The following is a 19,119-nucleotide window of genomic DNA, read 5'->3' as shown; positions in this document are numbered from 1 at the left end:
GCCAAGAAATAGATGCCAGCCCGCGCCAGCCACCTGCCGACCAGCTCGGAGCGAGATGCATTGCAGAAACTGCGGGCGGGTCGCGAGCTGACACTGAGAGCCCTTGAGCCCACCGGTCAGCGCACCATAGCAAACATGCTGTCGAAGAGCTGGATTGAGCGTGGGAGCACGGCGGGGGCGTACCGGATCACGCCAGCAGGCCTCGCTGCCTTGCGCGTCAAGATACCCTAACGCCGAGAGCTGATTCGCATTTCGCCGTCAAAGGCACAGGAACCATCCTGCGGGCCAGAGATTGATCTCTTGCTTCAGGTTTCCCCGGCCTGAGGCGTCTCAACAGCGGCCTCCGCGTTGCCCCGCGGGGGCCGTCTTGTATGCGAGGTACCATGGACGAGAGCTTGCGAGTGATGCTTGCGATCGGCGCGACAGCGACCGTCGCCGCTGGGGCGTTCTTTGCCATCCGTTTTATCGTGGGATTTTACGGCTAGACGTTAGGTCTCTTCGATAGCTGCTTGTGCAGCGCATCCAGCCTAGATGTCTCACCCGCCCCGTCATCGACAACCCACGATGCCCCCGACCGCTTTACCGAAAACGCCCCATGGGGGAAGCTGGGTGTTTCCTTCCGCTCAACGCGACACAGCTTTCGCATCTCCGCGATGGCCTGAAACGACGTGAAATCCTTCCCTGCGGTGCGCTCAACGGCGAGCCGGCCTCGCTCGGCCTCTCGCCTTAGGCTGCTCGCGGTCATCCCTCCATCAGGGAAGGCGAGCTTGGCGATTACCGATAGGCGGCGTGGGGTGTCGTCGGTCCAGTCAATCGACTCGGCCATGAGCCGAGCTTAGCGCAACAAATCGGTCTAAAGTCCAATCCGAGGCGGTTGCCCTCCCCACCTCCCTCGCTCTATGGTGGCGCCTTGGGTCTGGGGGACCAATATGCGTAATTTGGGAATCGTGGCGGTTTGCGCCACATTGCTACTTGCGGGCTGTTCTTCGACACCGGCCGAACTCGAAGCTAAAGCTGCACCGATCGTCCAGACATATCCCGAAAACTACCAAGAAATTTATCGGAGAGTTTCGACGACTGCGAAGCGTTGTTTTGCCGGTAACGTCGGCGCCTACGCATCCTTTGCGGTCGACTCGGAATTGTATTCAGAACTCGGCTATGGAGAGCTAACACTTTCCTTGATCAACATGGGAACACGCAATTACTACGTCTCAGCCCGTGTAGATAAGCAGCCGGCCGGCTCAAAGCTGACGGTTCGTTCAGGCAATACCCTGGCAAGCGAGAGATACAAAACGCTGTTATTGGCGTGGGCCGGCGGCGATCAGAATTGTCCGGTTATTTGATTAAACAGGCGTGCGGGTGTACGACGCGCTCAATCCGAAACAGGGCGCTGCGCCGTGTTGGCCGTCTCCCTGGTGAAAGCAACGGAAGATTTTTCCGTTGCTTGCTTGACTACCTTCCTCTGGGCCGTGGCAGACGCGCGCCCACCTATCAGCTACGGCCCACATGAGAGAGATCGGACCAATCGCTACGCCGAAACCGCCATTGTCAGCTGGAGCCCGCTTTATCCGGGGCTTCCAGCGGGTTGGCATCGTCGTCGCGGGACTCGTTGGAATCGTCGGCGTGATAACGACGATTGTGATCGCAATCGATCAACAATCTTCCGCTGACGGCAGATACAGACAGGCAAAGTGCGTTTACGACAAGCTATCCGCCGGCCAGCCCGTCAAAATGCGTGAATACGATAAGTCGAAAATCGATTACGACGGATCGGGGTGCTTCGGCCCTGGCTACGGCGGCACCCCTGCCGAGGTAGCCATAGCGGCAGCAAACGCGCCTGCCCCTATGGAATTCTTCCTAGGTCCGTTCTTCATCGGGCTCGGCACTACCACAGTGTGCTCGGCTCTTAGCTTTGGGTTGTTTTGGCTTCTTGGCTGGCTGTGCGCCGGCTTCACGCGGGACTAAAGCATGGGCAAGCTGGTCGATGTTTGATAGGGCGCAGACCGTCGAACCTGCCGACAAAGGCATCCGCTTATTGGGGGCCGAGTCATTCAACTATGAACTGGAAGAGTCAGACTGCTTATTAATACTTCAAAGCACTGAACTAACCGTGAGAGCTGGCATCGAGTGGCCATTTCGCGGGCACCGAGACGAAAACCCGGAAGAGCCTCGCGTTCGTCGCTACATCAACGGATCTATGTCGGAGGTAAACTCTCGAACCTTCGCATTTCGCGGCACCAAATTTTTGGGTGCGGTAAGGCGGATTACGCTCGAATGCCACGAGAGCTCAAAAGACTACATCAAAGCTATGGTGTGGACGCCTGACGAGAACATGGTCGACGAGACCACGCTCCATATCGTCGTAACTCTCAAGGAAGATCACTTCAAGGAGACATTCCATCCTATCTGGCTTCGACAAGCGAAGTCCACGCTCGATCTGACGATCGATTGTAAAGGATTTCAGTGGGGTCCTGAAGCGTCCTTCGGGGAAGTTGGCGATCAGCGGCATTACGTCTTAGACGGCTCGCGCGTGGTAGAAGCTGCTTTCAGTTCCATCTACCTGCGGACTTCTCTAGGTGTCTCCCCACCTCGTTTGCCAACATCGCAGAGGTAGCCATGGGGAAGCTTGTTGCCGGCGACGATGGATTCCCCGCCGAAGAGGTGGGACCCTGGGCAGAAGAGAAGCAGGATCTACTTTGTCGATACATCGACATCTCGCGTGGAGCTCGCTCCAAGTTTATCGCCCCAGGAAAGGCCGGCGCTACCTACATCGACTTATTTTGCGGACCAGGTCGCTCAAAGATTAAAACCACCGGCGCTTTAATTGACGGAAGCTGCGTTGCCGCGTGGCGGAAGAGCGTAGCCGGCAAGGCGCCTTTTTCGCAAATGTATATCGCCGACATGGATGAGGAACGGCTCAACGCTGCGACAAAGCGTCTGCGCGCGCTTGGCGCACCTGTGGCCGCTATCCGTGGCGAAGCCGTCGATACTTCGCTCGCAATTCTGAAGCGCTTAGAACCGAAGGGCCTGCACTTCGCATTCATCGATCCGTACAGCTTGGGCGCCCTGGACATCAACATCTTCAGGACGCTCTCGCGCCGAACTCGAATGGATATGCTGGTTCACCTCAGCAAAATGGACCTTCAACGAAACCTAGACGAAAACATCGGATCTGCTCTATCAGCGTTCGACAGATTCGCCCCAGGCTGGAAAGATGTAATCGACGCTGATCAGGCTCAGCGTGGCATCCGCGGCGAGATTATCGATCATTGGAGAGACCTCGTATCTGGATTAGGTACCAAGGCATCCACCGAAATGAAGCTCCTAAAAAATAGTGGTGGCCAGCACCTCTACTGGCTGCTTCTGGTAGCCAAGCACGAGCTCGCGCACAAATTTTGGAAGACGGCTGCCAACCCAGAAGGACAAGGTGATTCTTTCAAGCTGTAGCTGAAGGCATCTCATCGTAGGTCCGCCCATTCAATGTGCGCCCAGCAGCCTTCTTATTTTTGCCGCCCCACTGCTTGAAGAAAAATGCGGTGTCGTAGCGGCGACATGCGGACTCGATTTCGCGAACCCACTCAGCATCCATCGGCCGAGCCTTCGGACCACTCTCGCCGCCCACAATTGCCCAGTGAATTCTCTTGAGGTTAGCATCGGCGACAGACCCGAGCAGTGGCTCAAACGAGATGAAGCGCACCACGGCCCGCACCGCACGCAATTCATCGATTCTGCCAAGATAGTCCGCGCTCTCTACGCTAGTGCCGAGCCAAACGTTGCGCAACAACGGCAGACCTGAGGTGATCTTGGCCATGTGATCCGGCCGTTTTGTGAGGATCTGGTATGTATGCTGTGGTGTCGCCGCCATCGTCGACCACACTTCGGCAATGAAATCCGCCGGCACATCTTCGTGGAAGAGGTCCGACATTGAGTTCACGAAAATCTGGCGTGGCTTACCCCAGCCTTTCGGCGCGTCGAGCGCCTTGCGATCCAGATAAAGCTTGCCGGTCCACTTCGCTCGGCCGCCGCTCTTTCGCGTCAGCCCCTTATACTTTGCAACACCCATGGCATCGAGGCGCGCGGCCATCCGCATGGCGTAGCAGTTGGTGCAGCCGGGCGAGAGAATGGCGCAGCCGGCGACAGGATTCCACGTCGCATCGGTCCACTCGATCGAGGTTTCAGCCATGGAGTTCCCCTTCAGAGTCCAGAGAGTCACAAGAAAGTGGTGATATTTCGTTAACTACGCACTCCCTGGGCAGCCGCCCTCCTCCGCGCCTCTCCTTGCGGCCTCACCGGCTTCCCCGCCCGATCCTCCCGCCAACGATGCACACCGCGCGCCGCGTCACGCCATCCGCGGTCACCGTCGTCAGCACCGATGGCCGCCTATGTGATGCCGGCCATCGCTGGCTGGGCGGCGCCGCTGGACTTACATCATGTGCAGTAGATCCACCTCCGCGTTGCGCGCATCGCGATCCGCGCCAATTTGCCATCCCGCGGCCAGTAGATCTTCAACCGGCGGCGTCGACATAGCCGCGATTGCTAGCGGACTCTGCTGGCTGGAACCTGCAGCGAGCGAAAAAATTGACTCGTCAGGGAGGTTCCGATGACACAGCAAAATCGGACGCCACGTGGTTCGAGCACAATGGATCCCGTTACTGGTTCCGGCGCTGGCCAAGTTCCGACGAAACCGCACGACTCCGGCAGTCAGGCGAATGAAACTGTCGATGGCCTGGACGCTCAAACCGAAACGTTGCGGCACGCGGCAGAAGATACGCCATCTGCTGCAGCACCTGACGACGAAGAAAAAGTGCCGGTCTTTGACCGGGCTGGTGCTGCGCCGAAAATCTGAGCGAGAAGACTGCCATGCACTGGCGCAAAGTGCCGAGCAGAACGAGCGGCAAGGTCTTCGATGTCGTGGTCTTGGCGTCTACCGCCTCAGTCGCCGTTTCGATTGTCTTGCTGGTTCTGCATTTTCCCGCGTGTCAGCCGAAATAGATAGAACTAGCTGTTCGTTGTCGGCCATTAAATCTCCGTAAGTGCGCAGAGCGTTTGTTGCGTATATTGCGCCATGTTGTTAGACCGCGCCTTCAACATGGAAGGAGCGCCGTTTTGGCCAAGAAGAAAAAGCTGGTTCGCCGCGAGTGGACGAAGGAAAATATCAAAGAATTGAAGGCGCACTCCAAGGCTCGCACGCCGGTCGTCAAAATCGCCAAGATGACCAAGCGAACCGAGGGCGCGCTACGTCAGAAGGCGATCGTGTTGGGTATCGGCCTGGGGCATCAGCGGTAAATTGACGCTGGCTTCGTTGAGGGAGCCGCCAAATTTCGATATTGTTTTAACGCTCGCATCTGCGCCGATCAGGTGCAGACTACTGCGTCCGTCAAGGCAGCCGGAGCTTTTAGCTTTCGCGGCCTTGGGGTTGAGGGCTCGCCTTCGCCAGCCCCGGCGAGTCCCACCTCAGTCAGCGAAGCTGACGCATTTAATTGTCCCACAGTGTAACATCGACGACATTGCGCCCAGGCACCCGCGCTGTAGGCTTCATCTCGCCGGGGCTGGACTCAATATTTCACTTATAAATTTTAACCCGGCAGCAGGCCGCAGTGGTTCGCCGCTGCGGCCTTTCTGTTGAACAACACAATGGGCGCATCACCCGATGTCGTTTTACGTCGTGTGAACCTCTTCACATGGGTATGACATCAGGACGGTTAATCTCCAGTCGCTGGCGAGAGGTTTCAGTTACAGCGGGAGGCGGCCGTGGCAGCAGACACAAAGGCGGACGACTGGTTTATTGCTGCGCACGTGCTGAGGGTACGCACGTCGTCGGGCACCGCATCGATATCGTTTAAGATTGGCAGCAGGGTAGCTAACATCGCAGCACTGTTGGGTTGCTCCGGACCAATCTCGGGAAGTGGTGTTGCGGACACGGACTTCCAATTAGACACGCAACTTATGCGCACCTTCAGCGGCCCATTTTCGTTGAAGGACATTAAGGGGCATCGCGGTGACGTCACGCAAAACGTGTCCTTTTCACCAGATGACTTGTCCGGCGTGGCATTCAATAAGAGTGGAAGCGTCTTTTTTAATTTCGATTTACCCAACACGAACCCGATGACCTTTACGATCAGGGGCCAGTGGATGGTAAAGATGGTCCTTAATCTTGGTACGACGTTTGTGATCTAGTCCGATCCTCGCGTCTTGACATGAAAGTTAGTCGAACAGGTCATCGGCTTCTTCCTCTGGGCACACGCCTTCGCTTGTCGGGCAGTTCCTCCCTCATTTACCCTACCGCTCAAGCTTAATTTCAGCCTTCGATTGCGCTCGTCGGTTGCCCGATTACGCTGCCGTCACCGGACGAGTTGCCCTGTCCGGATTCAGCATGGCGACGCCGGCGTGCCATTATACTCGGCGCGTCGGCTTCGTTCTTTCCAACGGAGACCTAAGTGTGGCCCTACGGAATCGCGGCGCTGTGCGTCGTGCTCTTGATCGTCGGAGCGGTCACCCTCATTTTTCTCAGCTTCGATTTTCCGGACGAGCCTAAGGCCTAAGTTTAGCAGTGAGACCGCCTACGACCCGTGTCGCAAAGGCTATAAAGCTGTTCCGCCTTGACCCCAAAACCGCCGCTCGACTCGCTGATGCTCTTGATGCTTCCTGCTAGGTCGCCGTTGCGAGCTGACGCTTAAGCTTGATTGAGCTGACCGATTTTGTCTGCTGAAACCCTCTTAGGTGAATTTGTCTCCAAACGATCGTCTAACGTAATTCCGTCGCGCAACACAACGAGCCTTGACGATTTGATGATCTCGTGAAGTAAATGAACGTTTCGAGGTCCAAATGATCTGCGAGATTGTTGTTGTCGCGCTCGCCGTCTTGGCTGTCAGGCTGCTGATCGCAAACTACCTGGTACGACGACGAGACGTTTTGCTTCGCGTCTGGCGGCGCTAAGTTTCCACCATGCCTCCGCCAAACAGACGCAGCCTGCCGAACCTGCTGGACCTCACACTCGTCAAAAACGAGCTGGTGAAAGGGCAACGGATCATCGTGAACGCAGCGGCGGGTCCCAGAATGGTCGGCCGACATGGCGTTGTTCTCGGATCTGGCGGAACGCGCCACCGCCTTCGTGTTCTGCTTGACGGATCAAAGCATGAGATAACGCTACACGCGCGGTTTGTGGATGTGCTGAACGAGAACGAGCCATCCGCTTGACCGCTACAGTCTCGCGTCCGCCGCGCGCGGTTAAATCCGACGCATCAGAGGCTCGTTCGTGATTGGTCGGCACACCGCATTTACTTACAAGGGCAAAGCAGTCGATCTCAAGCAGATTGGCCGCGAGCTGAATGTTCGTTACGTGCTCGAAGGTTCCGTGCAGCGGAGCGGGGATCGTTTTCGGGTGTGCGTGCAACTAGTCGATACCGAAACAGGCAGCCATCTGTGGGCCGACCGATTCGACAAACCACTCGCCGACCTTTTCGAAATGCAAGACGAACGTAGCCGCCGTGCTGTCGGCTACTTCCCTGTTGCCCGACTCAAAATGGCTGTCATCAGTTGAGCCGGCGTTTGATTTGAGACAAAGGCCTGCCTCCTGAGTTCTCGAAAGACCTCCGGCGGAAGAGGAACGCTGGCAATGATCAGCGTTCCCGCCGGCATCGTGTTCGCTGCGATCTGCTGCTCCAGGACATTGTCGAACTGGCGCATGCGGCCCCATTTCTCGGAGGCAGTAAGTCCCCCCGTGCGGGCCACGACACGACAATAGGCAGCAACCAGGACGTTCTGCACCTCGGTCCACGAGATGTTGGGACTGGTGATTTGCAGCCTGTTGATCGCCTCATTGATTTCGTTGGCGAGATCAATGCGGTTTTCGGAAACAAATAGCCCCCCACCAGAAGTGTCGCCGATGAGATCGGGAACGGAAGCGGCTCCGATCTCAGGACATTCCAGATTCTCGGCGCCAAAGCTTTCTTGCGTTGGCCAACAGAGCAATACCAAGAGCACAAACAAGGATGTCACGCGTCGAAAGCCGCGCCCCGAGACCGCGACCAGCGAAGGAGTAACGTCCTCGATGCGAAGTCGATCCGATCTGGCTGACATGGGCATGGCCTCTCATATCTGTCGATGCCGTAACAGTGACACTCGTTTTTAGTCTCGCCGTCCAGTTCGCAAACGCTTGATTCCAGGAAGACGGAGCGGGCACGGTCGCCTTGACGCCGGCTAGCATTTCGTACGCCCTGTTGCGCGCAGTAGGTTCACCACACCCTTTTGCTCTCAGTTGCTGGACGGTGGCAGCTGGTTCGGTTCTTCATGGTCGCGAGCAATTTTCCTTACTTCGCCACCCAAACGCATGGGTTAGACCGCCTCTGGAAGCGACTGCACCGGAAGCGCATTCATCGTTCACTTGTCGTGAGCGGGCGCCCCCGTAGAGGCGCCCGCGTGGTCGTGTTGCGCGCGGTCAGCTACTGGCTCGGGTGGTTCGGCAACTTCCTGAGCTGCTCCATGACCTGGTCGAGGTTGTAGCTGGCCGGATCCTGCATCGGCGGGAACGTCTTGTAGGTCTCGAGCTCTGCGAGCCACAGCGCCTGGCCGATGGGCAGCAGGTTCCAGTCGTATATGTAACCCGTGACTGGTCCGGCGAGCGCACCGCTGAACCAGAAAGCCGCCTTTTTCTCATCGCCCCATCCCATCTCGAATGGATCGCGCTTGAGATTTACCATGCCGGCCGCGAACATCGTCTGGACTCCCGGGTTCACGAAGCCAGTCGCGGTTTCGGGCGCGATCGCGAAATACATCTTCCAATTCTTGTAGCGCACCGCCGACGGGTGCGCGCTGGAATAGTAGAAGAAGACGTCGCGCGCGGACTTCTCGGTCTTTCCCTCCAGATAGTCGCGCTGATTGAAGCCGTCGAGCGTGGTCTTGACGATGCCCGGGTAGCTGCCGGCCTCGATTTGCGCCTTGAGGCCGTCGCCCTTGGGGCCGCCGGCGATGTCAACAAACGTGGGCAGCCAGTCGAGCGAGGCGAAGATCTCGTCCTTCACCGTGCCCGGCTTGATGACGCCCGGCCAGCGGATAACGCACGGTGCGCGCATGCCGCCTTCCCAGGTGTTCATCTTTGAGCCCTTGAACGGCGTGACGCCGCCGTCGGGGAAGGTGAAGGTCTCGGCGCCGTTGTCCGTGGTGAAGACCACGATGGTGTTGTCGAGTTGGCCCATCTCCTGCAGCTTCTGCAGCACATAGCCGATATTGTCATCCATCTGCTTCATGCCGGCTTCGTTGACGCCCCAATCCTTGCCGCCGGGCTCGCCGACCATAGCCATGTACTTCTCGTTCAGCACGGTCGTGACGTGCATGCGCGCCGGGTTGTACCAGACGAAGAACGGCTTGTTGGTCTTCTTGGGATCGTTGCGGTCGAGGAAGTCGATGACCTTGGCCGAAATTTCCTCGTCCACCCCCTTCGAACGCTCGAGGGTCAGCGGGCCCTGGTCCTGGCAGGTCTGGTTCTTCGCCGTGCCGTCGGAGGACTTGCACCAGATGACCGGACGCGGGGGCGTCAGGCAGGTCTTTGTTTTCGTTACCATCTTCGGATCCACCGCGCCCGGCACTTCCGCAAGACCCGGGATCGGCGTGTTCCTGCAGGGTGGGGCGACGGTCTGCTGGGTCGGGGTCTTGTTAATGTCCGGGAAGCTCACGCCCTGCATCGCATCCAGGTGGTATAGATAGCCCCAGAACTCGTGGAAGCCGTGGGCGGTCGGCAGCGCGTCGGTGTGGTCGCCCAGGTGGTTCTTGCCGAACTCGCCGGTGTTGTAGCCGAGGTCGCGCAGGAACCACGCGATCGTTGGGGTGCCAGGTCGCAGGTAGGTCGGGCTGCCTGGCAGCTGTGGCGGGATCATGCCCGTGCGTAGCGGGTTCATACCGGTGAAGAAGGCATTGCGCCCCGCAGTGCAACGTAAGCGTCGTTATCAGGCCACGGCTTTGAGGAACTGAGTGCGGTAGGCCCAAGGCAATAGCTGGTCGATGTCGCGGTTCGGATGACCACTGACGATCCTGGTCAGGACGTCGGTGAGATAGGCAAGCGGATCGACGTCGTTGAGCTTGCAGGTCTCGACCAGGGACGCGACGACCGCCCAGTGTTCGGCACCACCGTCGGATCCGGCAAACAGCGCGTTCTTGCGACTGAGCTTGATGCCGCGGATCGATCGTTCGACCGTATTGTTGTCGAGCTCGATGCGACCGTCATCGATGAAGCGCGTCAGCCCCTGCCAGCGCGAGAGAGCGTAGCGGATGGCGGCGGCGAGCTTGATCTTCTGGCTGATGAGAGCCAGCTTGGCGCGTAGCCAAGCCTCGAAGGCATCGGCCAGCGGTCGGCTTTTCTGCTGACGCACGAGACGGCGCTCCTCCGGGCTGCGGCCGCGGATCTCCTTCTCGATCGCGTAGAATGCGGCAATGTGCTTCAGCGCCTCGCTTGCGATCGGCGCGGGGCCCGCCGTCGCGAGTTCGTAGAAGTTGCGCCGCATGTGCACCCAGCAGAAGGCGAGCTCGACCTCGCCGCGCTCGGCAAGCTTTGGATAGGCGGTGTAGCCATCGACCTGCAGGACGCCCTTGTAGCCGGCAAGATGGCTGAACAACCGCTCGGCCTTGCGGTCGGGTGCATAGACATAGGCGATGCCGGCGGATCGAGGCCGCCCCAGGGCCTGTCGTCGGCGGCATAGGCCCAGAGCTGGCCGGTCTTGGTGCGCCCTCGACCGGGATCGAGCACCGGCACCGTCGTCTCGTCGGCGAACAGCTTGGACCTCGCTCGAAGCATCGTGAGAAGGCGCTCATGCAGCGAGCGCAGGTGGAAGGCGGCATGCTCAACCCAGTCCGCCAGCGTCGATCGATCGAGAGCGATGCCCTGGCGGGCATAGATCTGGGCCTGCCGGTAGAGCGGCAGATGATCGGCATATTTGGACACCAGAACCTGGGCGACCGTGGCCTCGGTCGGCAGGCCGCCCTCGATCAGCCGGGCCGGAGCCTCGGCCTGCACGACACCATCCTCGCAGGCACGACAGGCGTATTTGGGACGCCGGGTAACGACAACGCGGAACGGCGCCGGCACCATGTCCAGCCGCTCGCTCTTGTCTTCACCGATCCAATGCAGTTCGCCCTGGCAGCAGGGGCAGGTCTTGTCGTCGATGTCGACGACGACCTCGATCCGCGGCAGATGCGCCGGCAGTGCCCCGCGGTTGACGCGGCGCTTGCGCGCCCGTTCCGCCCGACCTTCCGGGGCGGTCTCGTCCTGACCGGCCTCGGCAGAGGCCGCGACCTGCTCGACGTCCTCGAGGCCCAGCAGCATCTGTTCCTCAGGAAGCGACTCCGCCCTCCGGCCAAAGCGATGACGCTGCAATTCCTTGATGATCTGGCGCAGCCGCTCGCTCTCGTGCCGCTCGGCAAGCAGCATCGCCTTCAGCGTCTCGGGATCATCAGGAAGGTTATCGCTCACGGGCAAATCAGAGCATATTCGCGCCCGCCTGACGACGTACTCGATGCCTCTGATTCACTTCGCCGCAGCGCGGCCCACAATTATCCGGCTTGCGTCGGGACGACCGTCTCCCGTGCCGCGTGGACACGCCGCCAATCGAGCCCTTCGAGCAGCGCCGACAATTCTGCCGCTGACAAACGCATCACGCCATCCTCGATCTTCGGCCAGCGGAAGACGCCTTCCTCGAGCCGCTTGGCGAACAGGCACAAACCCGTACCATCCCAGAAGATCAGCTTGATCCGGTCCGCGCGCTTGGCACGGAAGACATAAACAGCACCCGAGAACGGATCGGCCTTCATGTGCTCGCGTACCAACATAGCAAGCCCTTCCATTCCCTTGCGGAAGTCGACTGGCTTGGTTGCCACCATCACCCGGACAGTGCCGGACGGGCCGATCACCGGCTTGCCTTCAACGCATGGACGATGGCCGCAATCATCGCCACGTCCGCGCCTTGGCCGACCCGGATAGTGACGCCTTCGGCTTCGATCTCGATGCCCCCAACATCCGGCTTGGCCTTCCGTCGCGCTGTCTTGCGCTCACGGCCCGCAACCGCGACCGGCGCCATGGCGTCTACCACCGCAGGTACAAACTGCGGATCGTTAGCCATCGGCGCCGGCTGCCGGCGCGCTTGCCGGCGCCAAGTGAACACTTGTTGTGGGGTCAGCCCGTGTCGCCGGGCAATCTCGGAAACGACCGCGCCTGGTACCAGCGTCTCCTCGACAATCCGGGCCTTGTCGTCCTTGGAGAACCAACGACGTCGTCCCGTCTCCGTGATCACTTCCAGCCGGCGCGCCGTTACATCCGACTTAAGCGTATGGTCAAACATAGACACAAACCGATCCCTTCAAAGAGATCGTGAAACTCGCCTATCCCATCTGCCCCGAAAAGGTGGGAGCGGAACGACGCTTACAGTGCAACTCTGCTCGGCGTAGTAGTGCATGAACTTGGCGCCCTCTTGTCCGATGCGGTCGATGTTGGGCGTCTCGCCGACCATCAGTCCTTGATGGTAGATGCGCGGCTGCATCCATCCGATGTCGTCGCCCATGATGAAGAGGATGTTTGGTTTCTGGGCCGGCTGCTGAGCTGCTGCTGGCGTACTGGCCGGCCCAACCAGCGGCATCATCATCGTCATCATCGTCGCGCCCAGCAGGACAGTGCTTGAACGCTTTAGCCAACCAGGTGTCTTGCGTGGCGGCGTTGCAGTAAAGGGTTGTTTGTCGGGCAATACGGAACTCAACATGGTTACGCTCCCTCTTTATGATGCATCAGAGGCTCATCGCCTGATGCATCGAAAGACAAGATGGCTGGTGGACGCGTCGGCCGACTCCGCACGGCGCGCAGCCAGGCCGCTAGCGTCTGCAGTAGTTCGGCACACACAAATGCGTGCCGCCTTTGATGCCTTCTGTGAAATCTTTGCGTTGGTCGTTCGGGGGTCGTGACTTGCGAGGTACGTTCGAAGCCGTCGGCATTGGTTTTTTGGTGCAGAAAACCACCCTGCCGTTTGCTGACGGCGCAGCGCGGTCCAGGCTTTCCCAAAGCGTAATCGGAAGTAATGGCCGTTCGGTAGAGACGACCTTGATCTAAATCAATGCAACGAGGCGGACATGACAATGTGTCAGTCCTCGCGTCCACCCCTAAGGGATACGACCTAGGGGGAAAAGCGGACACGCCGACGTCGGTGAGGTCGCAATGTAGCACTAGAACGGATTCGATTTTTGCTCACCCAGGAAGCACAGAGCCGATCCTGCGGATGTAGATGCGCAACGCGACAAGATGGGGATAGCGCGAAAAACCCGAAGTTGCGGAGGTCTGCTCAGGGCCACAGGCGGACATGCCCAAACATCGCAATAAGGAGCCACAAACATTCTCAACCGATAATGAAATAGAGAACGTAGAGCGAGTAGCCGATCACAAGGAGGCCCACTACTACTGAAAGCCAGAATAGAAGTTTATCATCTTTCATTGACGATTTACCGGCGGATCAAACCTTTGGCGAGATGGCGAAGCGCAATAGAGCTGATTCCGACGAACAACGGGAGCAGACCGTCAGATCTCCCCGCTTTGGGTCGAAACAAGCCGAATAGCGGCAGGACCTTCTATGTTGACGCTAACATATTCCTGCGCGGCCGAAATGAGACCTTCCACGGCGGATTTATTGTACGAGGAATGCTTCGGATTTAGGTGCAAGCCAGTTTCTACGATCATCACTTGGGTAACCCCGGAGGGCAGAATCTCGACGGCAAGCGATACAAACGATACGTGGGGAGCTTTGAAAGACATTTGAGCTGCTTTCACTGACGTCGAACGTAGGTCGCTCCCCAGCCAAGGCCGAGTGTGGCGGCGACAAGCGAACCGAAGAGGACGCCCAGTTTCGCCGCCCTCAATAATCCTTGATCGGAGAAGGCGAGCATCGAGATGAAGATCGACATTGTAAAACCGATACCAGCCAGCAGGCCGACCAGACAGACGCCACCCCACGTAACTCCAGGAGCAAGGCGGCACCAGCCCAGTCGTACCGCGACCCAAGTCGCACCGACGACGCCAAGCGGTTTCCCAGCGACCAAGGCAAGCGCAGTGCCCATCATCACCAGGTGGCCCCCTGCGGAGAGATCAGTGCCCGTTAAGCTGACGCCGGCATTTGCCAGCGCGAAGATCGGCATGACGCCGTAAGCCACCCACGGATGCATTGCCATCTGCACCCGCGACACCGGCGGCAATATCTCGCGGTGAGCTATGCGAAGGTCTCGCAGCGGTTGCTCTAACAGGTGCGGATCCCTTGCCTTCACCGCATCGCTGCTTCGCAACTGCTTGAGCACTCGCGACACGACTTCCAGTGGCGGCTCCCGCATCGGTATGGCGCGTGCCGGAGTTATCAGCCCGAGCACGACACCTGCAAGAGTTGGATGGATGCCGGCTACCATGAACCCAATCCAAACCAAAGAACCGGGCAGTACGTAAAAGGGCGCAGAACCGATCCCGAACCGCTGACATCCCAAAGCCGCGAGAACGCCAATTGACGCGATGATGAAACCGCCAGGCTGAAGACTTGCGGTGTAGAACAGGGCAATGATCAGTACCGCAATGATGTCGTCGATGATCGCCAGAGCAAGCAAGAACACACGCACATTGACCGGGATCGTTCGTCCAAGCAGCGCGAGCACTCCGACTGCAAAGGCGATGTCTGTCGCGGTTGGCACGGCCCAGCCCTGCCCTCTAGCCGGATCGCTGTTGAGGCTCAGATAGATGAGCGCCGGCACGATGACGCCACCTGTCGCGGCAACCAGCGGCAGAATGGCTTGGTCGAGTCTGCTCAGTGCGCCTTCATGGACCTCGCGCCGAATCTCCATGCCCACGACGAGGAAGAAGACGGTCATAAGTGCGTCGTTGACCCAGAAATGCAACGACCGGGAAAACACGTATTCGCCGACACCGATTGTGAGCGGAAGGTTCCAAAAGGCGTGATAGCTATGAGCGAACGGAGAGTTGGCCCAGATAAGTGCAGCGGCCGCGGCCGCGAGGAGCACGGCACCGCTGACAGCCTCAACATGCAGGAACCTATGTAGGGTGCTGAGGGCCTGTTCCGCCAGCCGCTGGGCTTTCGGCAGATCGTCGAATGAAGAGCTATCGTTCACGGGCGCACGCTTTCCGCGTGGCGGCCCGACCATCGCTTGACCTGTCGCTGTTCAATGCAGCGAGCACCCGAACGCCGTTATACATCGCGATGGCGACAATTCAACCTCGGAGGAGTGATCGGTCACCAATGTCTGTTCTGGGTCAATCGCGTCGATTTGGTTCTCCCGAGACGACTTCCGGTCAGCCCCAGTGAGCGGACATCTTTAGTACCCCTCGCCAGGTCTCAAACGGGCCATCCGGGGAAGTGGCTATATGGCGAGAAACGCGGTGGCGTTCTAAAATGGGCAACGCGCAACAACCCAACGGGTCGCTGACATATTGGCGGAACTTCACAAGATCATCGAAGAGCTTGCATTCCCATACAGGGCGCCAGACGCCTATTGGGCGTTGCTCAATATTGGGACGCAAGCGGCTCCTGCAGTGCGCGCTGGGCTGCGGCATGACAATGCTGATGTTCGCTTGCATTGCTGCAGGTTTCTCGACCGATATCTATCGCCCGACACTCTCGCCGATCTGATGGGTAAGCTGAACGATGCCGATGAGCGCGTCAGGTGCTCAGCTTTGCACACGCTAGCATGCGACCGGTGTAAGGAAGGGGCCTGCAAGCCCGAGGAAGGTGAAGTGCTTCCCAAGGCAATAAGATTGCTTGCGCGCGACCCCGATGCGCACGTCCGCGCAATGGCGATAGAAGTGGTCGGACAATTCGTTCACACCAATGCTCTTGCCGCTGCGGCAGTCTCCGCTGCACAGCAAGATGATGAAAATTCAACCGTTCGCAAGAAAGCCGGATGGTATGTGCCGGGAGGTCCGATCTACAGGCGGACCAAGCCGAGGCTTGGTACAATAGGTGCTGAACAGTCTCGCTAAGTCGGCAACGGGTCAAAATGCGAAGCACTCAGCGTGAGCAAATCCAGTCCGTTCCGACCCACTAAGCGGACCTCAAAGAGAGGTGTCGGCACTTCGCATCTCGGCCATGAGTAGACATGCGCCGAGACTGGTTAGGATCAAGAGCTTCCGTCGTTGCCACGGAAGAAATAAACCCTGGTCAAAAAATACACCAAGCAGAGGAAGAAGCCCTCAAAAAACAGCAGCGTGGCTATGAATAAAATCGGCTCTCCGGATGGAACAATCGTTCTGGTGAAGCCCAGCTTTTCCCAGCCGATTGTCAGGCGTCCGAATAGATATGGATACAGCGCAACCGAGATCGCCCCCGCTGCAAGTCCTGCGATCGCAATCCACTTCTCCCATAGGGGCCGAGCAGCCAATCGCCTGAGATTCTCTGTTCTCATTTTCTGGCGTTCGGCATCGCTCATCAGCAAGACACGGCCGTCAAGAATACCGACGTTGGCCAGCCATCGTTTCCATCGCGACAAAGTTGCGAAGCGCTGAGCTTGGCTTTCTTCGAAGTCTGTTTCGTTCATAGCAGGCTTACGCGCGTGTTTCCTATTGGGCCCAAGGAATAGGGAAGCACTGCATTAGTAGGTACAAGCTTAAAGGGTTCTTCTCCGAAGCGCTCGAATGCCGACGTCCGCTTCGGGTCAAAGTGCGAAGAACTCGGCCTGAGCAAAACTAGTCCGCTTCCACCCACGAAGCGGACCTCAAGATGATTCGCCACTTCGCTGATGGGCCAACAGGCGACATAATCCACAAATAGAGGAAGCCGCCAACTGAGGCAGCCTTACCGTCTATGTCGTGTTGTAGGCCGGTTTGCATATTCCAAGACTATGAGCCTCTTCTTGTGAGGCATAGGATTCATGCGACGCTTTGATCAGACGCTTGCCGACATGAATCTCCCAGACCCAAGGTTTCGGAGGTGGAAATCTGTGACGTAGCTTGATGCGCACCTTGGTTGGACCTTGGCCTGAGCGTCGCTATCCGTCGCGCCCCTTGCCATAGCTCTATGGCGTGACCATCCACTAGCTGCTCCGCGTGGCGAAGCGCGTCTTCGTCATTGTCGCAAACAACATCAACGCGATTGGCAATGTGGCCATCGTCACCGATGACGTAAGCATAGTATCCGAGTGGCATGACCGGCCTACTTCGGCGGCTGTAAACCGAGGGAGCGCAGCCAGTCGCTAATGTGCGAGCCGGTTTCGGCTTGCCACAAACTGCTTTTCGTAACTCGACGGACTTATCTCAAATTGTGGGTCGATTGGCGCGCGTGTGCCGGAGAGCTACCCGCACCGCGCACATATCACGGCCGCGCAGGCCACCAGTTGGGACACGCCGATGAAGCACACCGAAGAACGACCCTATGCTGACCCGGAGGCGGCCGCGCGCAAGCTGGTCGAGCTCGCAGCGAGCGCCGAGGCCGTCCAGGACGGCCGCATCTATATCGAGAGGATCAACGCGCCCTTCTTGTTCAAGCTGATGGGCAGTGGCAGCGAGTTCGGCGCCGGGCTCAAACACGCGATCGAGCGCGGCTGGCTCCAGCTGCACGAGAGCGGGACTTACGTGCGCTTGCTAGGCCCGGGCGGCCTACTCACTCAATAGATCAAGGTAAAGGACAACCAGCCCGAGAGAAGCGCGCAGAAACCAATTCCCACATAAGGCAATGCAAGGCGCAACGGATATTCCCTCCGAGACGCGAATATGCCGCCAATCTTTCATGGCAGTTGGCCGAAGACAACGAATCTGAAGTTGTATCTTCGGGAGGAGAGAGCAGCCAACTGCCGCGGCCTTAGTTCATCTTGCGCCTGAGCTTCCGAACGATCTCACGAAGCTCAGCGACATAATCCTCAATGATCCGCAGCGCTTCCTCCAAGCGAGACGGCTTGGGCTCTTTGGGCTCGCTCTGTTCCTCAGGCTTTCCCATGAGGCCCAGCGTGTCTGATGGCGGCCAGCGTCTCTTGATCTAAATCAAACCAGGCCAGGCCGCCAACTGAGGCGGCCTCAAATCGTCAGTATTAGCCAAACGATTAGGCCAGCGTTCACGGTGCCTACGGTGACAATGCCTGCCTGAATAAATCGCTCGGTCATGGCGCTCCCTCGCGAATTTGAGGGAAAATTATGCACCAACTAGAAGTGGCGTCTATGCAGATTGTGCCACTCTAAGTCCCGTCACGGACCTTGCGTTCGAGCATGGCCGTCTCGACCTGATCGGCAAGAACCGTAAGATGGCTGGCCAGCCTCTCGAACAAGTCCCGTTTGGCTTTGTCAGTGGCAAGATCACTGATGAGCTTGCACTCGGCCGCGTCGGTCCGCAGCTTTTCCAATTGCGCTTGATAGTCCCGCATAGCACGCCCCGCCGCGCGTACCTTTCCTTTGGGCTGGTTTTACCACAGCCTCAGGCGCCCTGTCAGCGCTCACTTGGCGGCTGCGCGAATTCGCAAATTGGAAAGCACTGGCTCAAAGAGGCCGCCAACTGAGGCGGCCTCACTCTTTGGCTTTGAACTCGCAAACCCTGCGGTTGAGGTGCCATAGCTCTACGTCATGACCATCCACAAGCTGTTCGACCTGTCCCTTTGCCTCCTCGTCGGTATCGCATAGGAGGTCGATCCGCTGTTGAATGTGACCATCGGAGCCTATAAGGTGGGCGTGGTATCCGATCATTTCGGTGGTGCCAAACCCGGCGAGGTCAGCCACTCGCTTATGTGAGCGCCGGTCTCGGCTTGCCGAGCTTTGCGGATCGCCCGCTCCCGCTCGATACCTGGCGGAAGCGATTTGGCTGCCTGACGGAGCCGCTGGGCTTGTTCGGCAAGGCGTTCTTCAAGGGATGTCGTTTGCTTGATGCGGCGTCGGTGCATGGCGCCAGCTCCTGTCCAAAGGGAAGGAGGCGGGAGCGCGTGATGGCGTTCTCATCACCGATAGATGCCAAGGCTGCGCGGTGATGGGATAACCTGGCATGTACGCTACCGGACTTATGGTCAATTTTGATCACCTCGCAAAAATTACCGAAGGCAAATCAGGCCACTCCCCTACATAGGGCGTCTACTCATCTGTGGACGCCCCGCGAGATGCAAGCGGTTTTTGAAGAAGATCGGCAC

General features: G+C 58.5%; 16 protein-coding genes and 4 pseudogenes. 10 read left to right on the top strand and 10 right to left on the bottom strand.

What is annotated here, in order from left to right:
- Window positions 1-929 precede the first annotated feature (929 nt).
- From AB7G19_RS19145 to AB7G19_RS19130, 4 genes are all read left to right on the top strand, one after another.
- Window positions 930-1,343: a hypothetical protein gene (locus tag AB7G19_RS19145; protein ID WP_253571249.1), complete on the top strand. Its 414-nt coding sequence runs from the start codon at window positions 930-932 to the stop codon at window positions 1,341-1,343.
- Between the two features lie 163 nt (window positions 1,344-1,506).
- Window positions 1,507-1,965, top strand: a complete 459-nt coding sequence (locus tag AB7G19_RS19140; protein ID WP_354123668.1) for a hypothetical protein — start codon at window positions 1,507-1,509, stop codon at window positions 1,963-1,965.
- A 19-nt stretch (window positions 1,966-1,984) separates the two neighbouring features.
- Window positions 1,985-2,614: a hypothetical protein gene (locus tag AB7G19_RS19135; RefSeq protein WP_283016702.1), complete on the top strand. Its 630-nt coding sequence runs from the start codon at window positions 1,985-1,987 to the stop codon at window positions 2,612-2,614.
- 2 nt (window positions 2,615-2,616) lie between these two features.
- Window positions 2,617-3,447 carry a three-Cys-motif partner protein TcmP gene (locus AB7G19_RS19130; protein WP_441268014.1) on the top strand — a complete coding sequence of 277 codons (831 nt, stop codon included), beginning with the start codon at window positions 2,617-2,619 and terminating at the stop codon, window positions 3,445-3,447.
- Here the strand turns inward: AB7G19_RS19130 and AB7G19_RS19125 are convergent.
- Complete coding sequence (locus tag AB7G19_RS19125; protein ID WP_354125518.1) at window positions 3,437-4,183, bottom strand: DUF5131 family protein; 747 nt, start codon at window positions 4,181-4,183, stop codon at window positions 3,437-3,439. The genes AB7G19_RS19130 and AB7G19_RS19125 overlap by 11 nt on opposite strands.
- A 417-nt stretch (window positions 4,184-4,600) precedes the next feature.
- Between AB7G19_RS19125 and AB7G19_RS19120 the strand changes: the two genes are divergently transcribed.
- The 4 genes and pseudogenes from AB7G19_RS19120 to AB7G19_RS19105 all read left to right on the top strand — a co-directional run.
- The gene (locus AB7G19_RS19120; protein WP_283016705.1) at window positions 4,601-4,846 is read left to right on the top strand and encodes a hypothetical protein; all 246 of its coding nucleotides are present in this window, start codon (window positions 4,601-4,603) and stop codon (window positions 4,844-4,846) included.
- A gap of 260 nt (window positions 4,847-5,106) precedes the next feature.
- A complete protein-coding gene (locus tag AB7G19_RS19115) occupies window positions 5,107-5,286 on the top strand; it encodes a hypothetical protein (protein ID WP_038960078.1) in 180 nt (59 codons plus the stop codon).
- Window positions 5,287-5,751: 465 nt separating this feature from the next.
- Window positions 5,752-6,177 (top strand): hypothetical protein, encoded by a 426-nt coding sequence (locus AB7G19_RS19110; protein WP_283016706.1) that lies wholly within the window; start codon window positions 5,752-5,754, stop codon window positions 6,175-6,177.
- A 1,054-nt stretch (window positions 6,178-7,231) separates the two neighbouring features.
- A pseudogene (locus tag AB7G19_RS19105) lies at window positions 7,232-7,477 on the top strand (adenylate cyclase); the annotation flags it as partial.
- A 20-nt stretch (window positions 7,478-7,497) separates the two neighbouring features.
- Here AB7G19_RS19105 and AB7G19_RS19100 read toward each other — a convergent pair.
- The 7 genes and pseudogenes from AB7G19_RS19100 to nhaA all read right to left on the bottom strand — a co-directional run bounded on the left by AB7G19_RS19100 (window position 7,498) and on the right by nhaA (window position 15,132).
- Window positions 7,498-8,085 carry a hypothetical protein gene (locus AB7G19_RS19100; protein WP_283016707.1) on the bottom strand — a complete coding sequence of 196 codons (588 nt, stop codon included), beginning with the start codon at window positions 8,083-8,085 and terminating at the stop codon, window positions 7,498-7,500.
- Between the two features lie 356 nt (window positions 8,086-8,441).
- A pseudogene (locus AB7G19_RS19095) lies at window positions 8,442-9,926 on the bottom strand (sulfatase-like hydrolase/transferase); the annotation flags it as partial.
- 15 nt (window positions 9,927-9,941) lie between these two features.
- Window positions 9,942-11,419: pseudogene (gene tnpC / locus AB7G19_RS19090) on the bottom strand (IS66 family transposase).
- A gap of 122 nt (window positions 11,420-11,541) precedes the next feature.
- Window positions 11,542-11,898, bottom strand: a complete 357-nt coding sequence (gene tnpB, locus AB7G19_RS19085) for an IS66 family insertion sequence element accessory protein TnpB (RefSeq protein WP_063980520.1) — start codon at window positions 11,896-11,898, stop codon at window positions 11,542-11,544.
- Entirely contained in the window at window positions 11,895-12,326 is a 432-nt protein-coding gene (tnpA, locus tag AB7G19_RS19080; protein ID WP_063980519.1) for an IS66-like element accessory protein TnpA, read from the bottom strand. The genes tnpB and tnpA overlap by 4 nt, the downstream gene beginning before the upstream one ends.
- Before the next feature lie 84 nt (window positions 12,327-12,410).
- Window positions 12,411-12,632, bottom strand: a pseudogene (locus AB7G19_RS19075) (arylsulfatase); the annotation flags it as partial.
- A 1,159-nt stretch (window positions 12,633-13,791) separates the two neighbouring features.
- Window positions 13,792-15,132 carry a Na+/H+ antiporter NhaA gene (nhaA, locus tag AB7G19_RS19070; RefSeq protein WP_283016708.1) on the bottom strand — a complete coding sequence of 447 codons (1,341 nt, stop codon included), beginning with the start codon at window positions 15,130-15,132 and terminating at the stop codon, window positions 13,792-13,794.
- A gap of 421 nt (window positions 15,133-15,553) precedes the next feature.
- On the opposite strand from nhaA, the gene AB7G19_RS19065 reads away from it, so the two are divergent.
- Window positions 15,554-16,000 carry a HEAT repeat domain-containing protein gene (locus tag AB7G19_RS19065; protein ID WP_428841311.1) on the top strand — a complete coding sequence of 149 codons (447 nt, stop codon included), beginning with the start codon at window positions 15,554-15,556 and terminating at the stop codon, window positions 15,998-16,000.
- Between the two features lie 137 nt (window positions 16,001-16,137).
- Here the strand turns inward: AB7G19_RS19065 and AB7G19_RS19060 are convergent, their stop codons facing one another.
- Window positions 16,138-16,554, bottom strand: a complete 417-nt coding sequence (locus AB7G19_RS19060; protein WP_283016709.1) for a hypothetical protein — start codon at window positions 16,552-16,554, stop codon at window positions 16,138-16,140.
- Between the two features lie 808 nt (window positions 16,555-17,362).
- Between AB7G19_RS19060 and AB7G19_RS19055 the strand changes: the two genes are divergently transcribed.
- On the top strand, window positions 17,363-17,626 hold the full coding sequence (locus AB7G19_RS19055) for a hypothetical protein (RefSeq protein WP_283016710.1): 264 nt from the start codon (window positions 17,363-17,365) through the stop codon (window positions 17,624-17,626).
- A gap of 557 nt (window positions 17,627-18,183) precedes the next feature.
- Here the strand turns inward: AB7G19_RS19055 and AB7G19_RS19050 are convergent.
- Entirely contained in the window at window positions 18,184-18,369 is a 186-nt protein-coding gene (locus tag AB7G19_RS19050) for a hypothetical protein (RefSeq protein ID WP_028152975.1), read from the bottom strand.
- Window positions 18,370-19,119 lie beyond the last annotated feature (750 nt).

This window comes from Bradyrhizobium sp. 215_C5_N1_1 (assembly GCF_052075935.1).
Lineage (GTDB): Bacteria > Pseudomonadota > Alphaproteobacteria > Rhizobiales > Xanthobacteraceae > Bradyrhizobium > Bradyrhizobium barranii.
Note: the sequence above shows the minus strand (reverse complement) of the source record. Positions and strands in the feature narration are given on the sequence as shown.